This is a genomic window from Actinopolyspora alba (assembly GCF_900112765.1).
Taxonomy (GTDB): Bacteria; Actinomycetota; Actinomycetes; order Mycobacteriales; family Pseudonocardiaceae; genus Actinopolyspora; species Actinopolyspora alba.
Genome location: NZ_FOMZ01000006.1, coordinates 320,673 through 345,704, shown reverse-complemented (window position 1 = coordinate 345,704; position 25,032 = coordinate 320,673). Strand labels below are relative to the sequence as shown.

The following is a 25,032-nucleotide window of genomic DNA, read 5'->3' as shown; positions in this document are numbered from 1 at the left end:
GGTTCTTTGGGTCGGTGGCCACAGCGGAGGAGACACGCCCGGCATCCATCCCGAACCCGGCAGCTAAGCCCTCCAGCGCCCCAGGTACTGCACCCCCACGGGTGTGGGAGACACGGACACCGCCGACCCAACCCCCCAAGACCGGCCCCACCCCCACCAGGGTGGGGCCGGACTACTCTCTGCCCCCGGCCAAACGCCCACCAGCACCCACCACCACCCGGCTTCCGCCGAGCCCCAGGGAACGTCAGGTTCACGCCTCCCGATGAGTGCGTGGCTCGCCCGTACGGCTGGGCACACTCTTGCGGGGCTAAGCTGGTGGAGTCATGTGTATATGCTTCAGGAGGTCCGGTGTCCAGCTCTGACGACAAGCGTGACGCTCGGCGTCGTGACAACGACACCGGCAACAGACAGGGAAAGGACCGGAAACCGGGGCACCCTCGAGCGGGCGGCTCCGGAGGAGGCCCACGCGGCTCCAAGAATCGAGCCGGAAGCGACCACGGAGCGGGCCGCAACGGTGCTGACTCGGCAGGACGCCGTGGAAACGGTGTGAGTCGCCACAACGATCCACGCGGCGGAGCCAACCGAACCGGCAACAATGTCGGTAACCGTGATTCGGGGAATCAGCCCAAGCGTAACGCTCCGAGGCGAGCAGATCGGTCCGGTGATGCTGCCGATTCGCGGCAGAATCGTCGTTCACATGCCGATCGGAACCAGGACAGGCGTGACACCCGGGCAGGTTCTCCGCGTGGTAACGCCGAACGAACTCGCGGTGATTCCGGAAAGCGGACGACCCCCACCGACCCCGGCCGTCCCAAGGCGCCCAAGTTGCCCGAGGAGGCCAATGCTTCCCAACTCGATCCCGAGGTGCGGCGCGACTTCAGAGCGTTGCCCAAGATGGTGGCCGAGGACGTGGGAGCGCACGTGGTCGCGGTCGGGATGTTACTGGAACAGGAACCGGAAAAGGCGTTGGAACACGCCCGGTACGCTCGCCGGAAGGCTTCCAGATCGCCCGCTGCGAGAGAAGCCAACGGGTTGGCCGCCTACTACGTGGGAAACTGGAGTGAGGCCCTCTCCGAACTGCGCGCCGCTCGTCGCATGGGAGGTCAGTCCCACCTCGCCATCATCGCCGATTGCGAGCGTGCCCTCGGGAAACCCCAGCGTGCTCTGGAACTCACCCGGGAGGACGAGGCGAGTCGGCTACCCCAGGACGAAGCGATCGAACTGCGAATCGTGGGAGCGGGGGCACGTCGTGATCTCGGTCAATCCGAAGCCGCTGTCGTGAGCCTGCAGATTCCCGAACTCGATCCGCAGCGTAACGAATCGTGGAGCGCCCGGCTGTTCTACGCCTACGCGGACAACCTCCTGGCGGTGGGACGGACGCGTGAAGCCTTCACCTGGTTCGTACACGCGGCCAACGCCGATGACGACGAAGCCACCGACGCCCCCGAACGACTCGAAGAGCTCGTGACCGAGCTGGGAGGTCCCGAGGAGGCGGAACGGTTGGCCGCCCGTGCCGAAACCGATACCGCCGTCTCCGAAGTTTCGGAGGGGACCGTTGACACGGACCTCGATCACGGCACCGGTGATTCTCGTGGGGATCGGCGGTCCGCGGGTTCCCACGACATCGACCTGGGGGTCTGGGACTGATCCGGAATCGACGTTTCCCGAACGCCGGAGGGAGTAACGTGGAGCGATCGCTCGGTGCCGAGCACGACGCGTTGTTGTTCGATCTGGACGGCACGGTCTATCGCGGCGGTGAGGTCATCAAGGGTGCCGCTTCGACTGTTTCCCGTGCTCGTGACTCGGGTATCACGATTCGCTACGTCACCAACAACGCTTCCAAACCCCCCGAGGCGGTCGCCGACAACTTGAACACGCTCGGGGTCCCGGCAGCGGTCTCCGAGATCAGTACCAGTGCCCAGGCGGGGGCCGCCTTACTGGCCGAGCGCTTGCCGCTCGGGGCCCCTGTGCTCGTCGTCGGTACCGCGGCCTTGGCCGAGGAGCTCGTCGCTGTCGGACTGTCCCCGGTGCGAACCACGGATGCGGGACCGGTGGCAGTGTTGCAGGGGCATTCCCCCGACACCACGTGGGCCGATCTGGCGGAAGCCTGTTTGGCGATACGTGCCGGTGCTGTTTGGGTCGCTTGCAATCGTGACGCCACGCTTCCCACCGAGCGGGGTGAACTGCCCGGAAACGGGGCACTGGTGGCGGCACTGCGGGAGGCGACCGGCAGTTTCCCGCTGGTCGCGGGCAAGCCGGAACGAACACTGCTGGATCGGGCAGTGGCCTCGGCCGCCGCGCGACGGCCGATCGTGGTGGGCGACAGGTTGGAAACGGATATTCTCGGCGCGGGCAGGGCCGGTGTTCCCTCGCTGATGGTGTTGAGCGGTGTCAGTACTCCCGCCGAGCTGCTCGCGGCTCCTCCTGAGTACCGTCCTGATCATGTTGCGGCCGATGTGACCGCGCTGGAACTTCCGGCAGCGGCTTCCAGGATCTCGGAACAGACCGCCTGGAAAATCGACACCGCCGGTGCCGGGTTGACACTCGCCGCCGTGAACGGAGCGGACAACCGGCCCGAGGAGTCGGGCACGTATCCGTGGAGCAGGCTCTCCGCGCTACGAGCCCTGTGCGCGGCGTGGTGGTCGGAGGGCGGCGGGGACGTCGAGGTGCTGTTCGAGGACTCGACAGCCGAGACCGCGCTCCGGGAGCTGGGACTGTATCGCCTCGACGGAGAGCGCTTCGCTACTGCCGCCACCGGTTGAATCGTTCGTCGTGTCCGGTCGACAGCGGTGGTGGGCCGGGGCTGCCCTGAGTGTCGGAGCGCTTCACGCGAACCGCTGTGGCCGAGCGCACCGAGAAGCAGCGGCCGACGTGATCCGATAACGTGGAAGTGCCGTGGTTCTTTCGGCATCTTTTCGCGCGTGGTGTTCGTGCGGTGTGATTGGTATCACTGTGAGTGGTGTGCAATGAGGCAGGAGGAGATGGAGTCGGCGGGACAACACGGTGACGGAACGGCCGATTCGGTGACTTCCACCGACTCCGTCGTCGACCGGATTCAAGAGGCCGAAGGTGTCGTTGAGCGTTCGTTGGCGGGCCTGCGGGAGCTGGACGGGCTGCCCGTCTCCGAACACGTCGCCAGGTTCGACGCGGTTCACGACGCGTTGACCGACGCCCTCAACCGGGCCGACGAGCTGCTGTCCGGACCGAGTAGTAGCGGGAGTTGAAGCGGTGCCCCGGAAAGCGCGATTGGATGCCGAGCTGGTGCGTCGTAAGCTCGCTCGTTCACGGGAACACGCCGGCGAACTGATCGCTGCCGGGCGTGTCACGGTGCGCGGTTTCGTGGCCCGCAAGTCGGCGACCACGGTTGAGAACGATGCGTCGATAGTCGTGGCCGATGACGTGGAAGATCCCAACTGGGCTTCCCGCGGTGCTTATAAGCTGCTCGGAGCGTTGGAGGTCTTCGAAAAGGACGGTTTGCGGGTCGCGGGCCGCCGGTGTATGGACGCGGGTGCCTCGACCGGGGGCTTCACCGATGTACTGCTGCGGCGGGAGGCAGCGGAGGTCGTGGCCGTGGATGTCGGTTACGGCCAGCTGGACTGGAAATTGCGCACCGACGAGCGTGTGCTGGTCCGTGACCGCAAGAACGTGCGGACGCTGACGTCGGCCGATATCGGGCAGGCGGCGGATCTGGTGGTGGCGGACCTGTCGTTCATTTCACTGCGGTTGGTGCTGCCCGCACTGAGCGAGTGCATACATCGGGGATCCGACCTGGTGCTCATGGTCAAGCCGCAGTTCGAGGTCGGCAAGGAGCGCCTAGGGACAGGGGGAGTGGTCCGGGACCCGGCGTTGCGTGCCGAGGCGGTGCTCGGAGTGGTCGCGGCCGCGGCCGAGTACGAGCTGCGGCTACAGGCCGTGGTCGCCAGTTCGCTTCCCGGGCCGTCCGGCAACGTCGAGTACTTCGTCTGGCTGCACCGTCGCACCGACGAGGCTCCCCGCGATGTGACCACCATGGTCACCGAGGCGGTGACGGGCTCCTCGACCGATGCCGCTGTGCCCTCCCGAGCGGTGCACACCGAGGCCGGGGAGTTCGGAGAGGATGACGCCGGTTGACCCGCGACGTACTTCTGGTGATACACACCGGTAGGCAGTACAACCTGGGTACCGCGGAGAAGGTCGCGGGCAGGCTGATCGGTGCCGGTATGCGGGTGCGCGTGCTGGCGGAGGAGGCGCCCCAGCTCAGTCCGGCCTGTTACAGCCGCGTGGTGGCACCGGGACCGCTCGCCGCGGCGGGGACCGAGTTGGTGCTCGTCCTCGGAGGTGACGGCACCCTGCTGCGCGCCGCCGAACTCGCGAGGATGGCGGGAGTACCGGTCTTCGGGATCAACCTCGGTCGGGTCGGATTCCTGGCGGGGGCCGACTTCGACGCCCTCGACGAGGCGGTCGACGCCGTGGTCGAGGGTCGTTACCACGTGGACGAGCGGATGACCATCGACGTCACCGCCAGGCTGGGGAACCAGGTACTGGCCACCACCTGGTCACTCAACGAGGCCAGTGTGGAAAAGAGCAGTCGGGAACGCATCCTCGACGTCGTCGTCGAGGTGGACGGCCATCCGGTCTCCACTTTCGGCTGCGACGGTGTGTTGTGCTCCACTCCGACCGGGTCCACCGCCTACGCCTTCTCGGCCGGTGGACCCGTCGTCTGGCCACAGGTGGAAGCGTTGCTGGTCGTACCCAGCAACGCGCACGCGCTCTTCGCGCGTCCACTGGTTCTGGCGCGTGACTCCACTCTGGCCCTCGAGGTCGACCAGAACGGTCACGACGCCGTGCTGTGCTGCGACGGGCAACGGCACTTCGATCTGCCCGCGGGGTCCCGCGTGGAAGTGCTGGCCTCGGACAACCCGTTGCGGCTGGTTCGACTGCACGACACCTCGTTCACCGACCGGTTGGTTCGCAAGTTCGAACTCCCCGTGCACGGCTGGCGGGGGCCGGTATCCGAATAGGATTCATTGCTGTTGCGTGTCTGGTTCGCCCGCCGCTGCGAGTCGCGGAACTCGGTCGCGAACGCCTGTTCGCCCGTTCCACGTGGCGAGGGGCGAATGACATTCGTCCCTGAAACGCGCCGAACCGGATCGCCGGGCCGCCGGTCCCGTGAGCGTGCCAGCTAGGGTGCTTGCTGTGTTGGCGGAGATGCACATCCAAGGGCTGGGCGTGATCGACAGTGCCACGCTTGAACTGCATTCGGGACTGACGGTGGTGACCGGTGAGACGGGTGCGGGCAAAACCATGGTGGTTACCGGCCTGCACCTACTCAGCGGCGGTCGGGCCGACAGTTCCAGAGTCCGTTCGGGAGCCCAACGAGCCGTGGTGGAGGGCCGCTTCGTCACCACCGCGGACTCGGGGGCTGCCGAAGTGGCGGGTGAGGCCGGGGCCGAGCCGGACGAGGACGGCAGTCTGATCGCGGTCCGCAGTGTCAGTTCCCAGGGGCGTTCCCGGGCGCATCTCGGCGGTCGCTCGGTGCCGAACACGGTGCTCGCCGAACTCGCCGACCAGGTGCTGGCGGTGCACGGCCAGAACGACCAGCTTCGGTTGTTACGCGCCGATGAGCAGCGTGCCGCGTTGGACCGGTTCGCGGGTGAGGCCGTCGAACAGCCGCTCGCGGAGTACCGCAGGCTGCGGCGGGAGTGGCTCGAAGTCGTGCGGGAGCTGTCCGAGCGGAGTCAACGTTCCCGCGAACTCGAACGCGAGGCCGATCTGCTGCGTCACGGACTCTCGGAGATCGAGGCAGCGGATCCCGCACCCGGCGAGGACGCCGAACTGGTCGACCGGGCCCGCAGGCTGTCCGATATCGATCAGCTGCGTGAACTGGCCACCGGCGCTCACGCCGCGATCAGTGGCTCCGACGCGGAGGATCCCGACGGGGCGGGAGCGATGAGTCTGGTGGGGCAGGCCCGCCGGTTGCTGGGCTCGTCCGAGGATCCCAAGCTGCGCGAGATCGGGGATAGACTCTCCGAGGCCGCGGCCGTGCTCAGTGATGCCGGCACCGAACTGAGCGGCTATCTCGAGGAGCTCCAGGCCGACCCGGCCGAGCTGGAGCGAGTACTCGCCCGCCAGGCCCAACTCAAACAACTCACCAAGAAATACGCCGAGGACATCGACGGCGTGCTCGAATGGGCCGAACGGGCGCGGGACACGCTGCGCGGCATGGACACCTCCGAGGAGGCGCTGGCGGAGTTGGCGGCGCGGCGGGACAACCTGGCGGCGGAACTCGCCGAGCACGCCCGCGAACTCACCCGGATCCGAACCGAGGCGGCGGGCAGGCTGGCGGCAGCCGTCACCGAGGAGCTCACCGGACTCGCCATGGCGCAGGCCGAGTTCGAGGTGTCGGTCTCACCCCGGCAAGCCACCGCTGGGGGACACGAGACGGTAGTGCTGGACGGGAAACCGGTGCACGCCGGTCCGGACGGTGTCGACGAAGTGGAGATGCGTCTCCGCGCTCATCAGGGAGCACCGGCACTGCCCATTCAGAAGGGGGCTTCCGGCGGAGAGCTCTCCAGGGTGATGCTGGGGCTCGAAGTGGTACTCGCGGATTCCGACACCGTTCCCACACTGGTGTTCGACGAGGTCGACGCCGGAGTCGGTGGGAGAGCCGCGGTGGAGATCGGTAGACGTCTCGCGCGACTGGGCAGAACCCATCAGGTCGTGGTGGTTACGCATCTGCCGCAGGTGGCCGCCTACGCGGACCGACACCTCGTGGTCGACAAGGCCACCGAAACCGCCGGTCTCACCCACAGTGACGTTCGTACGGTTTCCGACGAACAACGTGTCACGGAGCTCGCGCGCATGTTGGCGGGGCTCGATTCCACCGAGACCGGACGCGCCCACGCGGAGGAACTCCTCGAGGTGGCCGATCGCTACAAGGCCGACTTCTGACGTGTGACCCGAATCGGGTGAGTAAACACCGCGCCGCCCGGTTCCGCCGAACGGTGCGGCCGGGCTTGAGTCATCCCCTTGGAAGTGGTGCTTTCAGCGGTGCGCCGGCATTGTCGGACCACGCCCCGGCGTGGCGTCAGAACATTCGGTGACTGTTTTGTCACCATCGGTGCATGCGACTCAGTGGCCTGCTCGGAAGTCGGCAGGAGACATTGCCCGGCATCATCGGAACAGCGCGTGTCCAGCGCCGGATCGGCGAACTACCGCCTCGGATCTCCCCACGGGACATCGTGGTTCTCGACGAGCCCGATCTCGATCGCCACGTCGCGGAGTCCCTGGTCGCTCACGAGGTAGCCGCCGTCGTCAACGCCGGCCCAGCCATATCGGGCAAGTATCCGAACCTAGGTCCGGAAGTGCTGCTCGCGGCAGGCATCCCGCTGCTCGACAACGCGGGTCCCGAGGCGGTGGAACGCATCCGGGACGGCGCCACGCTGCGGCTGCACAACGGCGACGTGCACCTCGTCGGTAAACGGGGTGAAGAGGAACTTCTGCTGCACGCGGCGGAACAGGACACCGAGAGCGTCGCCACCCGCATGTCCGAGGCGAAATCGGCGATGTCCGCGCAGTTGGAGGCGTTCTCCGCCAACACCATCGAGTTCCTCCGGAACGAGCGGATGCTCGTGCTGGACGGTATCGGAGTGCCCGACGTCGGTGTGGCCATGTCCGGGCGTCACGTGTTGGTGGTCGCACCAGGACGTGGGCACGCGGAAGAGCTCAAGCGCCTGCGTCGCTACGTGCGGGAATACCATCCGGTGCTGCTCGGCGTCGGCACCGCCGCGGATACGCTGTGCGCGGCCGGGCTGTCCCCCGATGTGATAGTGGGAGACCCGACGACGCTGGACGTGCGTACGCTCAAGGCGGCCGATGAGGTCGTCATTCCCGCCGACACCGATGGTTACGCCCCGGGGATCGAACGGATCCAGGACCTCGGTATCGGAGCGGTGACCTTCCCCGCGTCGGGAAACGCCGAGGACCTGGCCCTGCTGCTCGCCGACGCCCACGGGGCCGAACTCGTGGCGACAGTGGGCATGCGCGCCACTCTCGACGAGTTCCTGGACCGTGCGCGGGCGGGAACCAATCCCTCCACGTTCCTGACCAGACTTCGGCTGGGCGGGAAGATCGTGCACGGTTCGGCCGTGCTCGAACTGCAGCGTAACCGAGTTTCCACCGTAGCCGTGTTGTTGCTGGTGCTGAGCGTGGTTCTCGCGATGTTCGCCGTGGTGAGCACCTCGGGAATGTTCGGGCCCTATCTGACGGTGCTCGGAGCCTTCGGGGACGCCGTCGTCGAGTTCTGCGAGGGGCTGATCACGTGATCTCCGTGCGTTATCACGCGGTCTCCATCGCGGCGGTGTTCCTGGCGTTGGCGTTGGGGGTGCTGCTCGGTTCGAACTCGGTCAGCCGGAGCCTGCTGACGACCGTCGGGGGGCAACGTGACGACCTGCGACAGCAGCTGCGGCAGTCGCGCTCGGAGCGCGACGCGCTGCGCGGTGAGCTGGCGGACGCACAAGCCCTGACCGATTCCATCGCCCCACGGGCCGTGCGAGGTGCTCTGCGGGGAACGAAGGTGGTGCTGCTGGTCGCTCCCGGGACCGACAACGGCAGCCCTCGCCCCATGCGCAGGATGATCACAGCGGCCGGAGGCTCGGTGACCGGAACGCTGTGGTTGACCGAGAGTTTCACGGAGCCGGACAGGGCGGCGCGGCTGCGTGAACTGGCGATCCGGCTGTTGCCCGCAGGGGCGCGTCTTCCCGTCAACTCCGCTCCGGGAGAGTTGGTCGGCGGACTGATGGACCCGCTGACGCTGCTCGACCCACGCACCGGGGAACCGAAGGCCGGGCGACAGGAGCGCGAAGCCGCCCTCGCCGGGCTGCGTACGAACGGCTTCGTGCGGGTCTCACCGGATTTCGCCCCCGCACGGTTGGCCGTGGTGCTCACCGGCGGCGAGTCACGGGACACCACAGGAGTGCTACCACGTCTCGCGGCGAGGCTGGATCGAGGTGGTGCCGGTGCGGTGCTGGCCGGGCGGTCCGGTTCCGCACAGGGCAACGCCGCGGTCGGCATAGCCAGGGCCGACACCTCGATCGCCGCTGCCCTGTCCACGGTCGACAACGCGGAGACCACCGCGGGCCGCGTGGCCACGTCACTCGCGCTGGAAGCAGAGCTTCGGGATCGAGTCGGACACTACGGTTCCGGAGCGGGCGCGGAAGGACAGGTTCCGGAGCAGGTCTGCGGTGAAGCCGAACGTGCCGCCGATTGCCCCGAGCGGTAGCTGCCGCGTTCCGAGGTGACGGTCACGGCGAGTGCGTAACGGCACCGTTTTTCCGGGTGGTTTTCCCGGCTCGGGGTGCGCCGGGCGGCGCGACCGTACGTGCGCCGCCCGGCAGAGGCCCGGCGCGAATGGGGAGGGGCGCCGCGCCGGACCGGTTCAGATGAACTTCGCCCTGGCGAGCATGCCCGAGAATGCCGTGCAGTGGCATACTTCGATCGGCTGATTCGTTGGCCACGTTTCGTAGTAGATGTGTCTCGTCCGGCTTCGGATCGAGAGTCGTGTGCCGTGCTCGACGGATGCTCGCGGTGCACCACTCGGCCTCGCGGTCGCCCACCGAGCGTGTCGGTCCGCCGGGAGGAACACACCCGCCCGAACGGTCGTCGGCGGCGACTACCGCGTCCGCTCCGGCGTGTGGAGCACCGCGGTCCGCCGTACGTCGGGGTCCGGTGCATCCCCGGGAGCGAGTGCGATATGCTGTAGTCCCGTGGGAGCGACGGTGTCAACGTTCCTGCCAGCACAAACACCAGCATGGTGACGGCATCGACCACGGGGAGCTTCTTTGGTGCCGCAAGCACGCACGATCAAGCATGTATTCGTCACGGGGGGCGTCTCCTCCTCCCTCGGCAAGGGGCTGACGGCCTCCAGCCTGGGGGAACTACTCACATCCCGCGGGTTGCGGGTGACCATGCAAAAGCTCGACCCGTATCTCAACGTTGATCCGGGCACGATGAATCCGTTCCAGCATGGTGAGGTCTTCGTCACCGACGACGGGGCCGAGACGGATCTCGACATCGGGCACTACGAGCGCTTCCTGGACCGGGCGCTGACGCGCAACGCCAACATCACCACCGGTCAAGTTTACTCCTCGGTGATCGCCAAGGAACGCCGTGGCGAGTACCTCGGAGACACGGTGCAGGTGATCCCGCACATCACCGACCAGATCAAGGCGCGGGTCCGTGCCATGGGCGAGCCGGACGAGAACGGTCAGACCCCGGACGTGGTCATCACCGAGATCGGCGGGACGATCGGCGATATCGAGTCGTTGCCGTTCCTGGAGGCGTGCAGACAACTCCGCCACGACGTCGGCAGGGACAACTGCTTTTTCCTGCACGTCTCGTTGGTGCCCTACCTCGCGCCCTCCGGAGAGCTCAAGACCAAGCCGACCCAGCACTCGGTCAAGGAGCTGCGCAACATCGGTATCGCTCCGGACGCGTTGGTCTGCCGCGCCGACCGCGAGCTCTCCGGCGAGCTCAAGGACAAGATCGCGCTGATGTGCGACGTCGACTCCGACGGTGTGGTGGCCTGTCCCGATGCCGCCTCCATCTACGACATCCCCCGCGTGTTGCACGGCGAGGGGCTTGACGCCTATTTGGTCCGCAGGCTGGGGCTTCCGTTCCGCGACGTCGACTGGTCGGTGTGGGGCGATCTGCTCGAACGGGTACACAATCCCACCGAGAGAGTCAGGATCGCCCTGGTTGGCAAGTACGTCGACCTGCCCGATGCCTACCTCTCGGTCACCGAGGCGTTGCGCGCTGGCGGATTCGCGAACCGGGCCAAGGTGGAAATATCCTGGGTGGCCTCCGACGACTGCGAGAGCGAGGCCGCTGCCGCGCGTGCCCTGTCCGGTATGGACGGGGTGCTCGTACCCGGTGGATTCGGTGTGCGGGGTATCGAGGGCAAACTCGGCGCGATCGAGTACGCGCGCACGAACGGGATCCCGGTGCTGGGGCTCTGTCTGGGGCTGCAGTGCATGGTGATCGAGGCGGCGCGCAACCTCGCCGGACTGCAGCGAGCGAACTCGACCGAGTTCGCCGCTCCCTGCCAGCATCCGGTGATCAGCACCATGGCCGACCAGCACGACGTGGTCGCGGGGGAGCGCGACATGGGCGGCACCATGCGTCTGGGTTCCTATCCGGCCGCGTTGCGGGAGGACTCCCTGGTCGCTCAGGCTTACGGCACCCTGGAGGTCTCCGAACGGCACCGTCATCGTTACGAGGTCAACAACGCCTACCGGGAGCAGTTGTCCAAGGCGGGACTGGTGTTCTCGGGAACCTCACCGGACGACCGGTTGGTCGAGTTCCTCGAACTTCCCCGTGATGAGCACCCGTTCTTCGTGGGGACCCAGGCCCATCCGGAGATGACGAGCCGTCCCACCCGGCCGCATCCACTGTTCAGCTCGTTCGTCCGCGCGGCGCTGGACTACCGTGCCGCGGAACGGTTGCCGGTCGAGCTGCCCGGTACCGTGCAGGCAGCGGCGAGCGTCTGAGCGGTCGGACCGGAACACGCGATTCGCGAACCGGCCACCGGCAGGAGCGGACCGGGACACGCTCGCTTCGTTCGTGCGTGTCCCGGCCCGGCCTCCTCGGCCCGGGCGCCAGAGCTTCCCGTGGTGCGCTTCCCGGACGAACCCGCAGCCGAGGCCGACTTTCGGGACCGGACTCCGGACCGGTAAACAGGATCACCGAGTGAGAACACCGAGACACTCCAGGAGCGCTCCGCATGTCCGCCGATCCCGAACAGTCCGGCACGCCGATCACCCGTACGAACGGTCGGCACAGCTTCACCACGCTGTCGACCTCCGATGTCTACGTGGGCAACATTCTGGCGCTGCGTGCCGACGAAGTCGCCATGCCGGGGGGTGGACGTTCGCGCCGTGAGGTCGTCGAGCACTCCGGCGCGGTAGCGGTGGTGGCGCTGGACGAGCACGAACGTGTCGTGCTGGTTCACCAGTATCGCTATCCGCTGGATCGCAGACTCTGGGAACTGCCGGCGGGCCTGCTGGACGCTCCCGGTGAACCCCCGCTGCACACCGCTCGTCGGGAACTCGCGGAGGAGGTCGGGCTCGCCGCCGAGGAATGGTCGGTCCTCGTCGATGTGGCCGCCTCACCGGGATTCACGGATCAGTCCGAGCGGGTCTACCTCGCCCGTGGCCTGTCCGAGGTCGCTCTCCCGGAACCCGCGGCAGACGAGGAGGCGGATCTCGTCGTGCGCCGGTTCGAATTGGATCGCGCCGTCGACATGGTCTTCAGGGGCGAGATCGTCAACGCCCCCGCCGTCTCGGGACTGCTGGCGGCCCAGGCGGTGTCGCGGGGACGCGCCGTGCCCAGACACCCGGACGTCGAGTGGGTGGATCGCCCCGTCCGGTTTCCCGCCCGAACCGATCGTTGAGCGCGCTCTACCCGGTTCGGCCGCACGATCCCCCGTGCTCGTGTCATGGTGATCCGGGAAGGAGCCCACCGATGCCCGATCTCGACGAACTGCCCGACGAACTGCGCCGAGTGATCAGAGCCTATCTCGATCACCTCGTGGTGGAACGGGGAACCGCTCCCAGCACGCTGGAGTCCTACACTCGGGATCTGCGCCGTTACGGCGCTTACCTGTCGGGGGAGGGAATCGTGGAACCGGGCGGAGTTTCGCCCGATCTGGTGGGTGAGTTTCTCGCCACACTGCGCAGGGGCGAGCACGATGGCGGGGTTCCGCTCGCGCCCGCTTCCGCGGCCAGAACCATCGTGGCGGTGCGGGGGTTGCATCGCTTCGCCTTCCTGGAGGGATTCACGGCGCGGGACCCGGCACGTGAGGTGACTCCGCCCGCCCTGCCGCGACGTCTGCCGAAGGCGTTAACCGTCGACGAGGTAATGCGGCTGCTGGAAACGGGTACTGTCGAAGGCATGCGCGGATTGCGGGACCGTGCCTTGCTGGAACTGCTCTACTCCAGTGGAGCACGGATTTCCGAGGCGGTCGGTCTGAAGACCGATGATCTCGACGAACAGGAGCGGACCGTCCTGTTCGACGGAAAGGGCGGGGTGCAACGTCGGGTTCCGGTGGGGCGCCCGGCCCTTGCCGCGATCGAGGCATACCTCGTCCGTTCACGTCCCGCGCTGGCGAAGCGGGGCAGGGGGGACAGGGCGTTGTTCCTCAATTCCCGCGGCGGCGGACTGTCCCGGCAGAGCGCCTGGAACATCCTGAAAACCGCGGCCGAACGTGCCGGTGTGTCCACTTCGGTCTCACCACACGTGCTTCGGCATTCCTTCGCGACTCATCTACTGGAAGGGGGAGCCGATGTGCGGGTCGTGCAGGAGTTGCTCGGGCACTCGTCGGTCTCGACAACTCAGATGTACACAATGGTCACCATGAATACGTTGCGCGAGGTCTACGCCACCACCCATCCCAGGGCGCGCGACTGAGTTCCACGGGTTCACCCGGCCCCTGCCGGGTGAGCGAGCGGTACCGCGAGGTGTTTCGTCCGGACAACGGCGATGCGCGTTGCCGCTGCGTGCGCGTGCCGCTTAGGCTGCGCATCGAACGACGTTTTCGAATGCCGTCGCACACAAAGGAGTCACCACCGCCATGTCGACGCCGCAGCCCTCCGCCGGTGGGCGGTACCGGGGCGCGGTCGACCTGAGCATCACCCCCGACACTTCGGAAATCGCCAACGGCGACGGAATGGGACCCGATCCCAACGACGCGAACATCGGCCCAACCGGTAGGCCGCGTCGACACGTTCCCGAGCCCGCGGCGTTGGACGCGCACGGGCCCGCCTCGGTGCTGGCGATGTGCAACCAGAAGGGCGGCGTCGGTAAGACCACGTCCACGATCAATCTGGGGGCGGCACTCGCCGAGTACGGACGCAAGGTGTTGCTGGTCGATTTCGATCCACAAGGTGCATTGTCGGTAGGTCTCGGCGTGCAACCGCACCAGCTGGAGCAGACCATCTACAACGTCATCATGGAACGCTCCGTCGAACTCCGCGAGGTGATCAGATCCACCAGTGTCCCGGGAATGGATCTGTTGCCGAGCAACATCGATCTCTCGGCGGCCGAGGTCCAACTCGTCGCAGAGGTGGGGCGGGAGCAGGCGTTGGAGCGTGCCCTGCGACCGGTGCGCGCGGAGTACGACTTCGTGCTGGTCGATTGCCAGCCGTCGTTGGGGCTGCTGACGGTCAACGCGTTGGCGGCGGCCCACGGCGTGATGATTCCGCTGGAGTGCGAGTTCTTCAGCCTGCGCGGAGTGGCATTGCTGATCGACACCATCGAGAAGGTCCGCGACCGGCTGAATCCCGATCTGGAGATCAGTGGAATCCTGGCGACGATGTTCGATCCCCGTACGCTGCATTCGCGAGAGGTGATGTCGCGCGTGGTGGAAGCGTTCGGGGATATAGTGTTCGACAGCGTGATAAACCGCACGGTGCGGTTTCCCGAAACCACCGTGGCGGGAGAACCCATCACTCGGTGGGCGCCGCGTTCCTCCGGCTCGAAGGCCTACCGTTCGCTCGCCCGCGAGGTCATCGCGCGGTGAGCCCTGCCGCGAGCCGCTGTTGCTGATGAGGAAACGTGACTGAGGCACAAGCAGCCACCGACTCGGCGCACGAGGTGCCCGAACTGGCCGCCGCTCAGGATTCCCAGGGCGGACGCTTCACAGTACGGCTGGAGAACTTCGAGGGGCCGTTCGACCTGTTGCTGCAGCTGATCTCGCAGCATCAGCTCGACGTCACCGAGGTGGCGCTGCATCGCGTCACCGATGACTTCATCGCCTACACGAAGGAGCTCGGGCAGCGCTCCGAGCTGGACGAGATCAGTGAGTTCCTCGTCGTGGCGGCCACGCTGCTGGATCTCAAAGCGGCTCGGCTCGTCCCCGCCGCCGAGGTCGAGGACGAGGAGGACCTCGCCCTGCTGGAGGCCCGCGACCTGCTGTTCGCACGGTTGCTGCAGTACCGGGCCTACAAGCGGGTCGCCGAACTGTTCCGACAGCTCGAAGCCGGGGCACTGGGGCGCTACCCCCGGGCGGTATCGCTGGAGCAGCGCTATCTCGACCTGATGCCAGAAGTGGTTCTCGGAGTGGATGCCGCCGGGCTGGCGGAGACAGCCGCCGCGGTGTTCCGCCCCAAACCCCCACCGACCGTTTCGCTGGATCATCTCCACCAGCAACGCGTCTCGGTGCGTGAACACGCGGCGGAGCTGCGGGTGCTGCTTGCCGAGCGGGGCAGCGCACTGTTCGTCGAGCTGACCGAGCGGTGCGGCACGAGCCTCGAGATCGTGGCTCGGTTCCTGGCGCTGCTCGAATTGTTCCGCGAGGCGGTGGTCACGTTCGATCAGCCGGAACCGCTCGGGGAGCTCACGGTCTCCTGGGTGGGCGGCAGCGCCGAACAGGCTCGCGTGGCCGCCGAGGCCGATCGGGATCGAGACGAGGAAGAGGATTACGGGTGAGCGACGATAAGCATCCCGATGGTTCCCGTGCCGAGGGAGCCGAGCGCGGTGAGGAGACCGAGCGGACGGTCGGTACCGGCGAAGGGCGGAGTCGTGAGTGGCCCGCCCTCGACTCCGAGCCCGCGCTGGACGCCGCGCTGGAAGCGGTGCTGCTGGTGGTCGATGCCCCTGCCGGTGAGGAGCTGCTGGCCGAGGTTCTCGATCAGCCCGTGGAGCGGGTCACCACAGCCCTGAATCGGCTGGCCGAGGGCTACACCGCGGCGGGAAGTGGTATCGAGCTGCGCAGGGTGGCGGATGGCTGGCGGTTCTACACCCGCGATGTATACGCTCCCGTCGTCGAGCGATACCTCCTCGACGGGCAGCGAGCCAAGCTCACCAAGGCCGCGCTGGAGACGCTCGCCGTCATCGCTTATCGGCAACCGGTGACTCGCTCGAAGGTGGCCGCGGTGCGCGGTGTTAACGTGGACGGGGTCGTACGTACCCTGCTGGCGCGTGGACTGATCCACGAAGCCGGTACCGACCCGGAATCGGGCGGCACTTCCTACTGCACGACAGAGTTGTTCCTGGAACGGCTCGGCCTGTCCTCGTTGCGGGAACTGCCGCCACTGGCCCCCCTGTTGCCCGAAGTGGATGCGATCGACGATGTCTGAACCGCACGACCCGACGAGCCGGAACAGCCGGGACGCGGAAGGCGTCCGGCTGCAGAAAGTGCTTTCCAAGGCGGGCGTCGCCTCACGCCGCGCCGCTGAGGAGATGATCGTCGAGGGCCGTGTGGAGGTCGACGGTGCTCCGGTCACCACGCTCGGCGCCAGGGTGGACCCGGCCACCTCGGTCATCCACGTGGACGGCAGCAGGGTCGTGGTCGACAACGAAGCCACCCATCTGTTGCTGAACAAGCCCACGGGCATTCTGTGCAGCATGTCCGACGACCAGGGGCGTCCCTGCATCGGTGACTACCTGCCGAAGCGGGAAGGCAAGCTCTTCCACATCGGGCGGCTGGACTTCAACACCGAAGGGTTGCTGCTGATCAGCAACGACGGTGATCTCGCCAATCGACTGATGCATCCCTCCTATCGGGTTCCCAAGACCTATCTCGTCGAGTTGCAGGGGCCCGTTCCCAAGGATCTGGGACGCACCGTCAAGGCCGGTCTGGAGCTCGAGGACGGCCTCGCCAGCGTCGACTCCTTCCGCTTCGTCGACACCAACCAGAAGGGGACCCGGGTGTTGGCGCAGGTGGTGCTGCACGAGGGGCGCAAACGAATCGTCCGCAGACTGTTCAAGGCCGCGGGGTACCCGGTGCAGCGACTGGTCCGGACAGGTGTCGGCGAAGTGCGGCTGACCAACGAACGGCCGGGGGCGATCCGGCCGCTGGACAACAAGGAACTCGGCTCGCTCTACCGCGCGGTCGGCCTGTGAGCAGACCGGGGCGCCTGTGACCAGGCCCGTGCGGTGGCCGTTCGGTAGGCGTCGCCCGTCCCGCTCATCGCCGCGCCTGCCGTAGCGTCACCAGCCGCTGCGCCACCGGTTCCACCACCCGGGCCGCCACCGGGCCGAGCACGGCCATCAGCAGCACATAAGCGGTGGAGAACGCCGCCAGTTCACCGGTGACCGCTCCGGAACCCACTGCCAGGCCCGCGATGACTATGGAGAACTCGCCGCGGGCCACCAGGGCGGCCCCCGCACGGGCGCGCCCCATCCGCCTGATGCCCTGTGAGCCCGCGGCGAACCATCCCGTGGCGAGTTTCGTGATCGTGGTCAGCAGTGCCAGCAGCAGTGCGAACGGCAGCACCGGCGGAATCGCGGACGGATCGGTGTTGAGACCGAACACGACGAAGAACACCGCCGCGAACAGGTCGCGCAGCGGGGCCAGTGTTCGGGTGGCGTTGGCCGCGGTAGACCCGGATATGGCGATGCCCAGCAGGAAGGCGCCCACCGCCGCCGAAACCTGCAGCTGGGCCGCCAAGCCGGCCACGAGCAGCGCCGCTCCGAGCAATCGGAGCAGGAACACCTCGGGATCCGGGCTGTCCACCAACGCGGAGACGTAGCGTCCGTAACGTAGCGCCAACACCAGCACCAGAGTGATCACCAGGACGGACACACCGACCGCACCGAGACCTCCCAGAAACCCCACACCGGCGAGCAGGGCGGTCAGTATCGGCAGGTAGATGGCCATGGCCAGGTCCTCGAACACCAGTATCGACAGCACCACCGGTGTCTCACGGTTGCCCAGTCTGCCCAGATCCCCCAGGACTTTCGCCACGATCCCCGACGAGGAGATGTAGGTGACACCGGCCAGTACGATCGCCGCGATCGGGCCCCAGCCCAGCAGCAGTGCCACGGCCGCGCCCGGGGACGCGTTGAGAACCACGTCGACGAGCCCCGCCAGCCAGGAACGGCGCAACCCCGTTACCAGCTCACCCGCCGAGTACTCCAACCCCAGCAGCAGCAACAGCAGGACGACCCCGATCTCCGAGGCGATCTCGGTGAACGGTTCGATGCCGCCCAGCGGGATCAGCCCGCCCTGCCCGAACGCCAACCCGCCGAGCAGATACAGCGGGATCGGCGATATACCGATGCGCCAGGCGAGTCGCCCGAGCACCCCCAGGCCGAAGAAGACCGCTCCCAGTTCGATCAGTGTGATCGCAGTGTGTTGCACCTGGTTCCTCTCGCCCGCGCGGACGTCGACCGGATCCGTTCAACCTCCGGAATCCGTGGGGCGCCGCCCGAACATCCCGGCGGGAACGCCCGGTTCGAGTCGAATCAGCCGTGTTCCATGATCTCGCCGGCTGCGCGTAGACCTTCGGCGGTACCGACGACGACCACCAGGTCGCCGCCCGCGAAGACGAAATCCGGGCGAGGGGAGGGCAGCACCGACCCGTCCCTTATCACCGCCACTATCGAAACCGAGGTCCGGGTGCGCATCTCGGTCTCGCCGAGCGTGCGCCCGTCGAAAGGTGAGTCGGGCGCCAGCGGCAGTTGCCAGGTGGTCACGCCGGTGACCTCGCGCTGTTGCTCGCTGAGCTGTCGCACCAGTTGGGGAGCTCCGAGCAGGTTCGCCAGCGTGCTGGTTTCCTCCCCGGTGAGATCGGTAGCCGCACAGATCTTGTCCGGGTCCCTGGCATCGGAGACGATCAGCTCCATCCGGCCGTCCCGGTAGGTGATCACTCCGATGCGGCGCCCGGACTCGGTCGTGAATTCCTGTTGCGTGCCCAGCCCCGGCAGCGGGGTCACGGTGACGTCCACACGACCGATCTTAAAACGTCTGTCGGCTTCGCAGTAGTCGGCCGATCGGTCGTGCGGGACTCGATTGAGTCACCGCGGTCGCGGACAGGCAGAATGAAACATTGTCGGTTAGCCCGAGCGAGCGATGTGGTCATTCGTTGTCGAGGAGGTCAGTCGAGGTGTCCCAGCCCGAGCTCAACGGAATCGTGGCGGTGGACGGGCCGTCCGGAACGGGCAAGTCCACGGCGGCTCGTGGACTCGCCCACGCGCTCGGTGCTGCTTACCTGGATACCGGCGCGATGTATCGAGCGGTGACACTGGCCGTGCTGCGTGCCGGGGCGCCGCTGGACGACGCCGCGGAACTCACCCGCGTCGCCCGTGACGCGCATCTGGTGATGCGTACCGACCCCGACTCTCCCGGGGTGTCGCTGGACGGAGCCGACGTGCGAGGGGAGATCCGCGAGCAGGAGGTCACCAGGGCGGTCTCCGCCGTCTCGGCGGTTCCCGAGGTTCGGGAGCTTCTGGTGCGGCGACAGCGCGCGCTGATCGACGCCGCGACACGTCCCAGCGGAGGAATCGTGGTCGAGGGACGTGACGTGGGCACCGTGGTGGTGCCCGAGGCGGGCCTGAAGGTGTACCTGACCGCCTCTGCTGACGCCCGGGCGCACCGTCGCACCGCCCAGGACGCGGCCGAGGGGCGCCCGGCGGACCGCGACCTGGTGCACGCCGACGTGCGACGCAGGGACACGCTCGATTCCAACAGGTCCGTCGCGCCGCTTCGAATGGCCGAGGACGCGGTTTCGCTGGACACGACCGAGCTCTCCCTGGAACAGGTGCTGCGGCGGTTGCACGAGTTGGCAGCCGTCCGCGGGCTGCTGGTCAGCAACGAGCGAGCCGGACGATGAGGGCCGGGGGGAGTCACTCGCAGCGTGACCACCCCACTACGGGTATGCTGCCGGAGGACAGCTCACCCGGTTTTCGCCGGTTCGGCCGCTGCCTCGGCCGGGTCGTGCTGCGGATGTCGTATCGAATCCGTGTTCGACACGGTGAGCGGTTCCCCACGACCGGCCCCGTGGTTCTCGTCGCCAATCACAGTTCCCTCGCGGACGGTCCGGTGTTGTTCGGGACGCTGCCACGTGGTGCGGTGTTCCTGATCAAGCGGGAACTGTTCCGGGGCCCGCTCGGCTGGACACTGTGTAAACTGGGTCATCTTCCGGTTCGTCGTGATGCTCCCGATCGCGCGGCGTTGTCGGCCGCGGTGCGGATACTTCGTTCCGGCGGGGTGATCGGGGTGTTTCCCGAGGGCACTCGAGGCGGAAGCGTGGCCGAGGCACGGCACGGCGCGGCGTGGTTGGCCCGATCGGCGGGGGCGTCGCTGCTGCCGGTCGCGTGCCGGGGTACGGCTCGCGAGAGCGGGCGACGGTTCCGCTTCCGGCCGAGGGTGGATGTTCTCGTCGGCAGACCCGTTCGCCTGCCGGAGCAGCGGGGCAGAGCGGGGCTGGCCGCGGCGACCGAACGCGTGCGTACCGAGTTGGTCGAGTTGCTCGCCGAACTGGACGGCCGAACGATCGACTCCGACGAACCAGACGATGATGTGAGAGGGAACGAAGCGTGAGCGAAGAGCCGTTTGCCGACGCCGCCGAGGGTGCCGGCCTCGACGGCACCTGGTCCGACGAGACGGACTGGGCCGACTACGATCACCTGCTCGACGAACTCGACGAGGATTCGGGAACCGAACCAGGCCGCCCCGTGCTGGCGGTCGTGGGCAGGCCCAACGTCGGTAAGTCCACCCTGGTAAACCGGTTGCTCGGCAGCAGGCAGGCCGTGGTCAAGGACACTCCGGGTGTCACGCGGGACCGGGTTACCTATGACGCGGTGTGGAGCGGGCGCGCGTTCAGCGTCGTCGACACCGGTGGCTGGGACCCCGATGCCGACGGCATGTACGCCAGTGTCACTTCACAGGCGGAGATGGCCATGTCGGCAGCCGACGCGATCCTGTTCGTGGTCGACGCCAACGTGGGGGTCAGCGGCACCGACGAGGCCGCCGCGAAGGTGCTGCGCCGGTCCCGGCGACCGGTGATCGTGGTCGCCAACAAGGTCGACGACCAGGTGGCGGTGGCGGGTACGGCCGAGCTGTGGTCCCTCGGACTGGGGGAGCCGCATCCGGTGAGCGCGCTGCACGGTCGCGGGTCTGGTGATCTGCTCGACGAAGTGCTGCGCGTGCTGCCCGAAACCCCGCGGGAACAGTTGGGGGGCGCGGCGGGACCGCGACGGGTGGCGCTGGTGGGCAAGCCCAACGTCGGCAAGTCCAGCATGCTCAACCGTCTCGTCGGGGAGCAGCGTGCCGTGGTCGACGAGGTGGCCGGTACCACCGTCGATCCCGTGGACTCGCTGGTCGAGCTCGACGACGAGGTGTGGCGGTTCGTGGACACCGCCGGGCTGCGCAAGCGGGTCAAGACCGCCGACGGCACGGAGTACTACGCCTCGCTGCGCACCAAGGCGGCCATCGAGGCGGCCGAGGTTGCCATCGTGCTCATCGACGGTTCCGAGCCGCTGACCGAGCAGGACCTGCGCATCATCAGCATGGTCATCGAGTCCGGTCGGGCATTGGTGATCGCCTACAACAAGTGGGACATGGTCGACGACGACCGGCGGCGCAGCCTGGAGAAGGAGATCGATCGCGACCTCGTCCGAGTGCGGTGGGCCGAACGGGTGAACGTGTCGGCTCATACCGGCCGTGCGGTCACCAAACTGGCACCCACGCTGCGGACAGCGCTCGAATCCTGGGACCAGCGCGTCTCCACCGGCCAGATCAACTCGTGGTTGTCGGACATCGTCGCGGCTCATCCCCCGCCGGTCCGGGGCGGCAAACAGCCCAAGATCATGTTCGCCACCCAGGCGCACGCCCGACCACCGACACTGGTGTTGTTCAGTTCGGGCTTCCTGGAGGCGGGCTATCGCCGGTTCCTGGAGCGCAAGTTCCGCGAGGCGTTCGGTTTCGCGGGTAGTCCGGTTCGCGTGGTCGTGCGGATCAAGGAACGCAAGAGCTCCCGCTGAGCACCGTCCGCTTCGGCCGGGATCGGTATCGGGTAGCCTCCCCGGAAGCCCGGCACCCTGTCCGAGTTCTCCGAACGACAAGGTGCGAGATATGCGTAGTCTGCCGTTGCCCGAAGGGGGCGAGCTGCCCGTGCTCGGGCAGGGGACCTGGGGTATGGGAGAGCGCGACGCGCGACGTGCTGCCGAGGTCGACGCGTTGCGCCACGGGCTCGACTCGGGGATCCGGCTGATCGACACCGCCGAGATGTACGGGGGTGGCGGCGCCGAACAGGTCGTGGGTACCGCGCTGCGGGGCAGGCGGGACGAGGCCTTCGTGGTTTCCAAGGTGTTTCCGCACAACGCCGACCGCGGCGGTACCGTGGCGGCCTGCGAGCGCAGTCTGCGGCGGCTGGGAACGGACCGGTTGGACCTGTACTTGCTGCACTGGCGGGGTGCCACGCCGCTGGAGGAGACCATGGCGGCGTTCGAGTCGCTCCAGCGCAGCGGCAAGATCCGCTATTTCGGGGTGAGCAATTTCGATCCGGCCGACATGAGCGATCTCTTCGCGACCGAGGCAGGCCGCCGAGTGTCCACCGATCAGGTGCTGTACAACCTCACCCGCCGCGGCCCCGAGTTCGATCTGCTGCCCTGGTGTCGGCGACGGAACCTGCCGGTGATGGCTTATTCCCCGATCGAACAGGGCAGGTTGCTCGACGACCGGGTGCTCGGCGAGCTGGCCGCCGAGCGCGGTGTCACCCCCGCGCAGCTGGCGCTGGCGTGGGTGCTGCGGCAGGACGGGATGTGCGCGATCCCCAAGGCGGCGACCGTCGAACACGTCGACCACAACCGAGCGGCGGTCGACCTCTCGCTCTCGGACGAGGAGTTGTCCCGACTCGACGAGCGGTTCCCGCCACCCGGTGGGCCGAGGCCGCTGGAGATACTCTGACGGAGCTTCACCGGTCCGCGCTTTCCCGTTCGGGTGCCGAGGCGGTTCGGCGCGCTGACCCGTGACAGCCCAGGAGATCGCCCCCGACCGGAGGCACCGGGCCTCCCGCCGGGGACGGACGACCCGGTGATCGGCTGCGTGCTCCCGACGGCCCCTCGCCGCGTTGAGGGGCCGTCACTCGCTCGGAGCGGCAGCCTCCGATGACGCCGCGGGCAGCTCGAGAGCACGGCGCAGGAAATCCAGCTGCAACAACAGCAGGTTCTCGCTCTTGCTCTCCGAGGTCGGCATGTGGGTCACGCCGGGCAGCGGCAACAGGGTGTGCGATCTGCCCGCCGAGGTCAGCGCTTCCGACAGCCGCAGCGAGTGCGCGAACACCACGTTGTCGTCGACGGTGCCGTGCACCAGCAGCAGCTCCCTGCGCAGCTCGGGAGCCATCCGCAGCAGCGAGTTCGCCGTGTACGTCTCGGGATCGCGGTTCGGGTCGCCGAGGTAGCGCTCGGTGTAGTGCGTGTCGTAGAGCCGCCAGTCGCAGACCGGTGCACCCGCCACCGCCGCGTGGAACACGTCGGGGCGGCGCAGCACAGCCAGCGCCGCCAGATAGCCCCCGAACGACCAACCCCGGATCCCCACCCGGTCGAGATCCAGATCGGTGCGCTCGGCGGCGCACGCGTGCAGCGCGTCCACCTGGTCCTGCAAGGGTGGGCCCGCGAGATCCCCGGACACCGCCCGGTCCCAGTCCGGCCCGCGTCCTCCCGTGCCCCGGCCGTCCGTGACGAGCACGGCGAATCCCTGCTCGGCGAACCACTGCGGCGTCAGGTACCCCTGCTGTCGTCGCAGCACCCGCTGTGCCTGTGGCCCCCCGTAGGGATCCAGCAGTACCGGCAGCCTGCCGTGTTCCGGGCGATGTCCGTGCGGCAGCAGCAGCGCGGAGCACAACTCGCGGGCACCGAGTCGCAGCAGTTCGACGCGTGGCGCGATCGTGCTCGTCTCGGCCAGCGAGGTGATCTCGGCGATCGGTGCCTCTTCGCGGAATACCCGCACGGTGCCGTGCAGCCGCTCCGTGCCGCTGGAGGACAGCACGGTCACCGGCCCGCCACGGGTGGCCCCGTGCACACCGTCCTGCTCGGAGACCCGCCGCGCACCCGCCTCGGTCACCCGGTAGACGTGCACCTGGGTGGGGTCCGCCGCCGATGCCGAGACCAGGACGTCGGTGGGGCCGATGTCCAGAATCGCGCGGACCTGCAGTGTGGGGCCGGTCCAGTCGTCGCCGTCGACCAGGAGCCGGTAAGCGCCGTCGATCGCGCTGATCCGTGCCAGGCCGCCGCCGGGGGTCCAGGCGGGCCAGCCGGTCTTGATCTCGATCCAGTGCGGATCGGTCTCGTGGTGCAGCTCCGTGGTCTCACCGGTGTCGGGATCCACCGCCAGCACCAGCTGACTACGCTGGTCACGACTCTGCACCGCCAGCAGCGGTCGGCCGTGTTCGGACCAGTGAGCCGCCACCAGATAGGGATGGGCAGCGTTGTCCCAGCGCACAGGAGTCCGTTGTCCGAACTTCGTGTCGTCGACCCGCAACAGCTCCAGGGTGACCGCGGCGTTGTTCTCACCCGCCGCGGGATACGGCATCGTTCTGGGGGGGCGTGCGGGGTCGGCGGGATCGGCGAGGTTCCACCGCGCCACCCCCGACTCGTCCACCCGGGCCGCCAGGATCGCCGAACCGTCGGGCGCCCACCAGTAGCCGCGGGCCCGGTTCATCTCCTCCGCGGCGATGAACTCGGCGCAGCCCCACTGGACCCGCTCGTGTTCGGGCTCGACCAGCGCCCGGTCTCCGGAACCGTCGAACCCGATCACACGCAGCCCGCCCTGTGAGGTGTAGGCCACGCGCGTGCCGGTGCCGTCCGGTCTGGGATCCGCGGCGGGGTAGTGGGCGGGCAACCGGCGGAGCAGCCCGTTCTCCGGCTCGGCCACGAACAGCTCACCGGAGAGGGTGAAGGCCACTCGCCGGGCGTCGTCGTCCACCGCGTAAGCCGTGATCCCCGAGGCCCGCTCCCGGAGGCGTTCCCGACGGGCCAGTTCCGCCGCCGAGGTGGTCCCGGTGTCGTCGAGCTGTGCGGGATCGGCCACCCGGTGCTCCGTGCCGTCGCCGGTGTCCAACATCCACAGCGCGTTGCTCCGGTCGGTGCCGCTCGACGACCGCAGGAACAGCACCCGTTGCCCGTCCGGTGCGACGGTGAAATTACGTGGGGCGCCCAGACTGAACCCCTGGGTCCGGGCGCTGTGACGAGGGAACGTATCGGCTGCGGTCATGCCAGCAGCTTGTCAAAGGTGTTCGAGTGCGCGATCGGGTGGTCCATCGACGACCGCCCGCG

22 protein-coding genes and 1 rRNA gene are annotated in these 25,032 nt (G+C 67.8%); 20 read left to right on the top strand and 3 right to left on the bottom strand.

The features are described from left to right. Nucleotides 1–10: 10 nt before the first annotated feature. The 16 genes from rrf (at nt 11) to BM150_RS11350 (ending at nt 16,878) form a co-directional block, all read left to right on the top strand. Nucleotides 11–128 (top strand): 5S ribosomal RNA (gene rrf / locus BM150_RS11430). Nucleotides 129–825: 697 nt separating this feature from the next. Further along, nucleotides 826–1,647, top strand: a complete 822-nt coding sequence (locus BM150_RS11420; protein ID WP_245755436.1) for a tetratricopeptide repeat protein — start codon at nt 826–828, stop codon at nt 1,645–1,647. A gap of 38 nt (nt 1,648–1,685) precedes the next feature. Continuing rightward, on the top strand, nt 1,686–2,762 hold the full coding sequence (locus BM150_RS11415; RefSeq protein ID WP_092926870.1) for an HAD-IIA family hydrolase: 1,077 nt from the start codon (nt 1,686–1,688) through the stop codon (nt 2,760–2,762). Between the two features lie 204 nt (nt 2,763–2,966). After that, nucleotides 2,967–3,224, top strand: coding sequence for a hypothetical protein (locus BM150_RS11410; RefSeq protein ID WP_245755435.1), 258 nt, complete (start codon nt 2,967–2,969; stop codon nt 3,222–3,224). Between the two features lie 4 nt (nt 3,225–3,228). Continuing rightward, nucleotides 3,229–4,110 (top strand): TlyA family RNA methyltransferase, encoded by an 882-nt coding sequence (locus tag BM150_RS11405; protein ID WP_092926868.1) that lies wholly within the window; start codon nt 3,229–3,231, stop codon nt 4,108–4,110. Next, nucleotides 4,107–5,000, top strand: coding sequence for an NAD kinase (locus BM150_RS11400; protein WP_092926866.1), 894 nt, complete (start codon nt 4,107–4,109; stop codon nt 4,998–5,000). The genes BM150_RS11405 and BM150_RS11400 overlap by 4 nt, the downstream gene beginning before the upstream one ends. Before the next feature lie 175 nt (nt 5,001–5,175). Continuing rightward, on the top strand, nt 5,176–6,930 hold the full coding sequence (gene recN, locus BM150_RS11395) for a DNA repair protein RecN (RefSeq protein WP_217641573.1): 1,755 nt from the start codon (nt 5,176–5,178) through the stop codon (nt 6,928–6,930). Nucleotides 6,931–7,103: 173 nt separating this feature from the next. Further along, on the top strand, nt 7,104–8,303 hold the full coding sequence (steA, locus tag BM150_RS11390; RefSeq protein ID WP_092926864.1) for a putative cytokinetic ring protein SteA: 1,200 nt from the start codon (nt 7,104–7,106) through the stop codon (nt 8,301–8,303). 5 nt (nt 8,304–8,308) lie between these two features. Next, nucleotides 8,309–9,259: a copper transporter gene (locus BM150_RS11385; RefSeq protein ID WP_217641571.1), complete on the top strand. Its 951-nt coding sequence runs from the start codon at nt 8,309–8,311 to the stop codon at nt 9,257–9,259. A gap of 562 nt (nt 9,260–9,821) precedes the next feature. Further along, complete coding sequence (locus BM150_RS11380) at nt 9,822–11,525, top strand: CTP synthase (protein WP_245755434.1); 1,704 nt, start codon at nt 9,822–9,824, stop codon at nt 11,523–11,525. A 233-nt stretch (nt 11,526–11,758) separates the two neighbouring features. Next, nucleotides 11,759–12,427, top strand: coding sequence for an NUDIX domain-containing protein (locus tag BM150_RS11375; RefSeq protein WP_092926858.1), 669 nt, complete (start codon nt 11,759–11,761; stop codon nt 12,425–12,427). Between the two features lie 71 nt (nt 12,428–12,498). Then, on the top strand, nt 12,499–13,443 hold the full coding sequence (xerD, locus tag BM150_RS11370; RefSeq protein WP_092926856.1) for a site-specific tyrosine recombinase XerD: 945 nt from the start codon (nt 12,499–12,501) through the stop codon (nt 13,441–13,443). A 163-nt stretch (nt 13,444–13,606) separates the two neighbouring features. Next, entirely contained in the window at nt 13,607–14,554 is a 948-nt protein-coding gene (locus BM150_RS11365) for a ParA family protein (protein WP_092926854.1), read from the top strand. 35 nt (nt 14,555–14,589) lie between these two features. Beyond that, nucleotides 14,590–15,462 (top strand): segregation and condensation protein A, encoded by an 873-nt coding sequence (locus BM150_RS11360; RefSeq protein WP_175496781.1) that lies wholly within the window; start codon nt 14,590–14,592, stop codon nt 15,460–15,462. Continuing rightward, a complete protein-coding gene (gene scpB, locus BM150_RS11355; protein ID WP_092926852.1) occupies nt 15,459–16,112 on the top strand; it encodes an SMC-Scp complex subunit ScpB in 654 nt (217 codons plus the stop codon). Before BM150_RS11360 ends, scpB begins: the two co-directional genes overlap by 4 nt. Then, entirely contained in the window at nt 16,105–16,878 is a 774-nt protein-coding gene (locus BM150_RS11350) for a pseudouridine synthase (protein WP_092926850.1), read from the top strand. Before scpB ends, BM150_RS11350 begins: the two co-directional genes overlap by 8 nt. Nucleotides 16,879–16,942: 64 nt before the next feature. Here the strand turns inward: BM150_RS11350 and BM150_RS11345 are convergent, their stop codons facing one another. Both BM150_RS11345 and BM150_RS11340 read right to left on the bottom strand, forming a co-directional pair. After that, entirely contained in the window at nt 16,943–18,118 is a 1,176-nt protein-coding gene (locus tag BM150_RS11345) for a cation:proton antiporter (protein ID WP_092926848.1), read from the bottom strand. Nucleotides 18,119–18,222: 104 nt separating this feature from the next. Next, nucleotides 18,223–18,705 (bottom strand): cation:proton antiporter regulatory subunit, encoded by a 483-nt coding sequence (locus BM150_RS11340; RefSeq protein ID WP_092926831.1) that lies wholly within the window; start codon nt 18,703–18,705, stop codon nt 18,223–18,225. Nucleotides 18,706–18,863: 158 nt separating this feature from the next. On the opposite strand from BM150_RS11340, the gene cmk reads away from it, so the two are divergent. From cmk to BM150_RS11320, 4 genes are all read left to right on the top strand, one after another. Further along, nucleotides 18,864–19,589, top strand: coding sequence for a (d)CMP kinase (gene cmk / locus BM150_RS11335; protein WP_092926829.1), 726 nt, complete (start codon nt 18,864–18,866; stop codon nt 19,587–19,589). A gap of 44 nt (nt 19,590–19,633) precedes the next feature. Then, nucleotides 19,634–20,299, top strand: coding sequence for a lysophospholipid acyltransferase family protein (locus BM150_RS11330; protein ID WP_245755433.1), 666 nt, complete (start codon nt 19,634–19,636; stop codon nt 20,297–20,299). Further along, entirely contained in the window at nt 20,296–21,741 is a 1,446-nt protein-coding gene (gene der / locus BM150_RS11325) for a ribosome biogenesis GTPase Der (protein WP_092926825.1), read from the top strand. The genes BM150_RS11330 and der overlap by 4 nt, the downstream gene beginning before the upstream one ends. Before the next feature lie 91 nt (nt 21,742–21,832). Continuing rightward, nucleotides 21,833–22,666 (top strand): aldo/keto reductase, encoded by an 834-nt coding sequence (locus tag BM150_RS11320; protein ID WP_092926823.1) that lies wholly within the window; start codon nt 21,833–21,835, stop codon nt 22,664–22,666. A gap of 174 nt (nt 22,667–22,840) precedes the next feature. Here BM150_RS11320 and BM150_RS11315 read toward each other — a convergent pair whose 3' ends face one another. Next, nucleotides 22,841–24,970, bottom strand: a complete 2,130-nt coding sequence (locus tag BM150_RS11315) for a S9 family peptidase (RefSeq protein WP_092926821.1) — start codon at nt 24,968–24,970, stop codon at nt 22,841–22,843. Between the last annotated feature and the right edge of the window lie 62 nt (nt 24,971–25,032).

What these genes read in the sequence shown, in the direction of transcription:
- BM150_RS11320 (WP_092926823.1), top strand. Translation starts at nt 21,833, where the DNA reads ATGCGTAGTCTGCCGTTGCCCGAAGGGGGCGAGCTGCCCGTGCTCGGG.
- BM150_RS11410 (WP_245755435.1), top strand. Translation starts at nt 2,967, where the DNA reads ATGAGGCAGGAGGAGATGGAGTCGGCGGGACAACACGGTGACGGAACG.
- BM150_RS11350 (WP_092926850.1), top strand. Translation starts at nt 16,105, where the DNA reads ATGTCTGAACCGCACGACCCGACGAGCCGGAACAGCCGGGACGCGGAA.
- steA (WP_092926864.1), top strand. Translation starts at nt 7,104, where the DNA reads ATGCGACTCAGTGGCCTGCTCGGAAGTCGGCAGGAGACATTGCCCGGC.
- BM150_RS11315 (WP_092926821.1), bottom strand. Translation starts at nt 24,970, where the DNA reads ATGACCGCAGCCGATACGTTCCCTCGTCACAGCGCCCGGACCCAGGGG.
- BM150_RS11375 (WP_092926858.1), top strand. Translation starts at nt 11,759, where the DNA reads ATGTCCGCCGATCCCGAACAGTCCGGCACGCCGATCACCCGTACGAAC.
- xerD (WP_092926856.1), top strand. Translation starts at nt 12,499, where the DNA reads ATGCCCGATCTCGACGAACTGCCCGACGAACTGCGCCGAGTGATCAGA.
- BM150_RS11365 (WP_092926854.1), top strand. Translation starts at nt 13,607, where the DNA reads ATGTCGACGCCGCAGCCCTCCGCCGGTGGGCGGTACCGGGGCGCGGTC.
- BM150_RS11330 (WP_245755433.1), top strand. Translation starts at nt 19,634, where the DNA reads ATGCTGCCGGAGGACAGCTCACCCGGTTTTCGCCGGTTCGGCCGCTGC.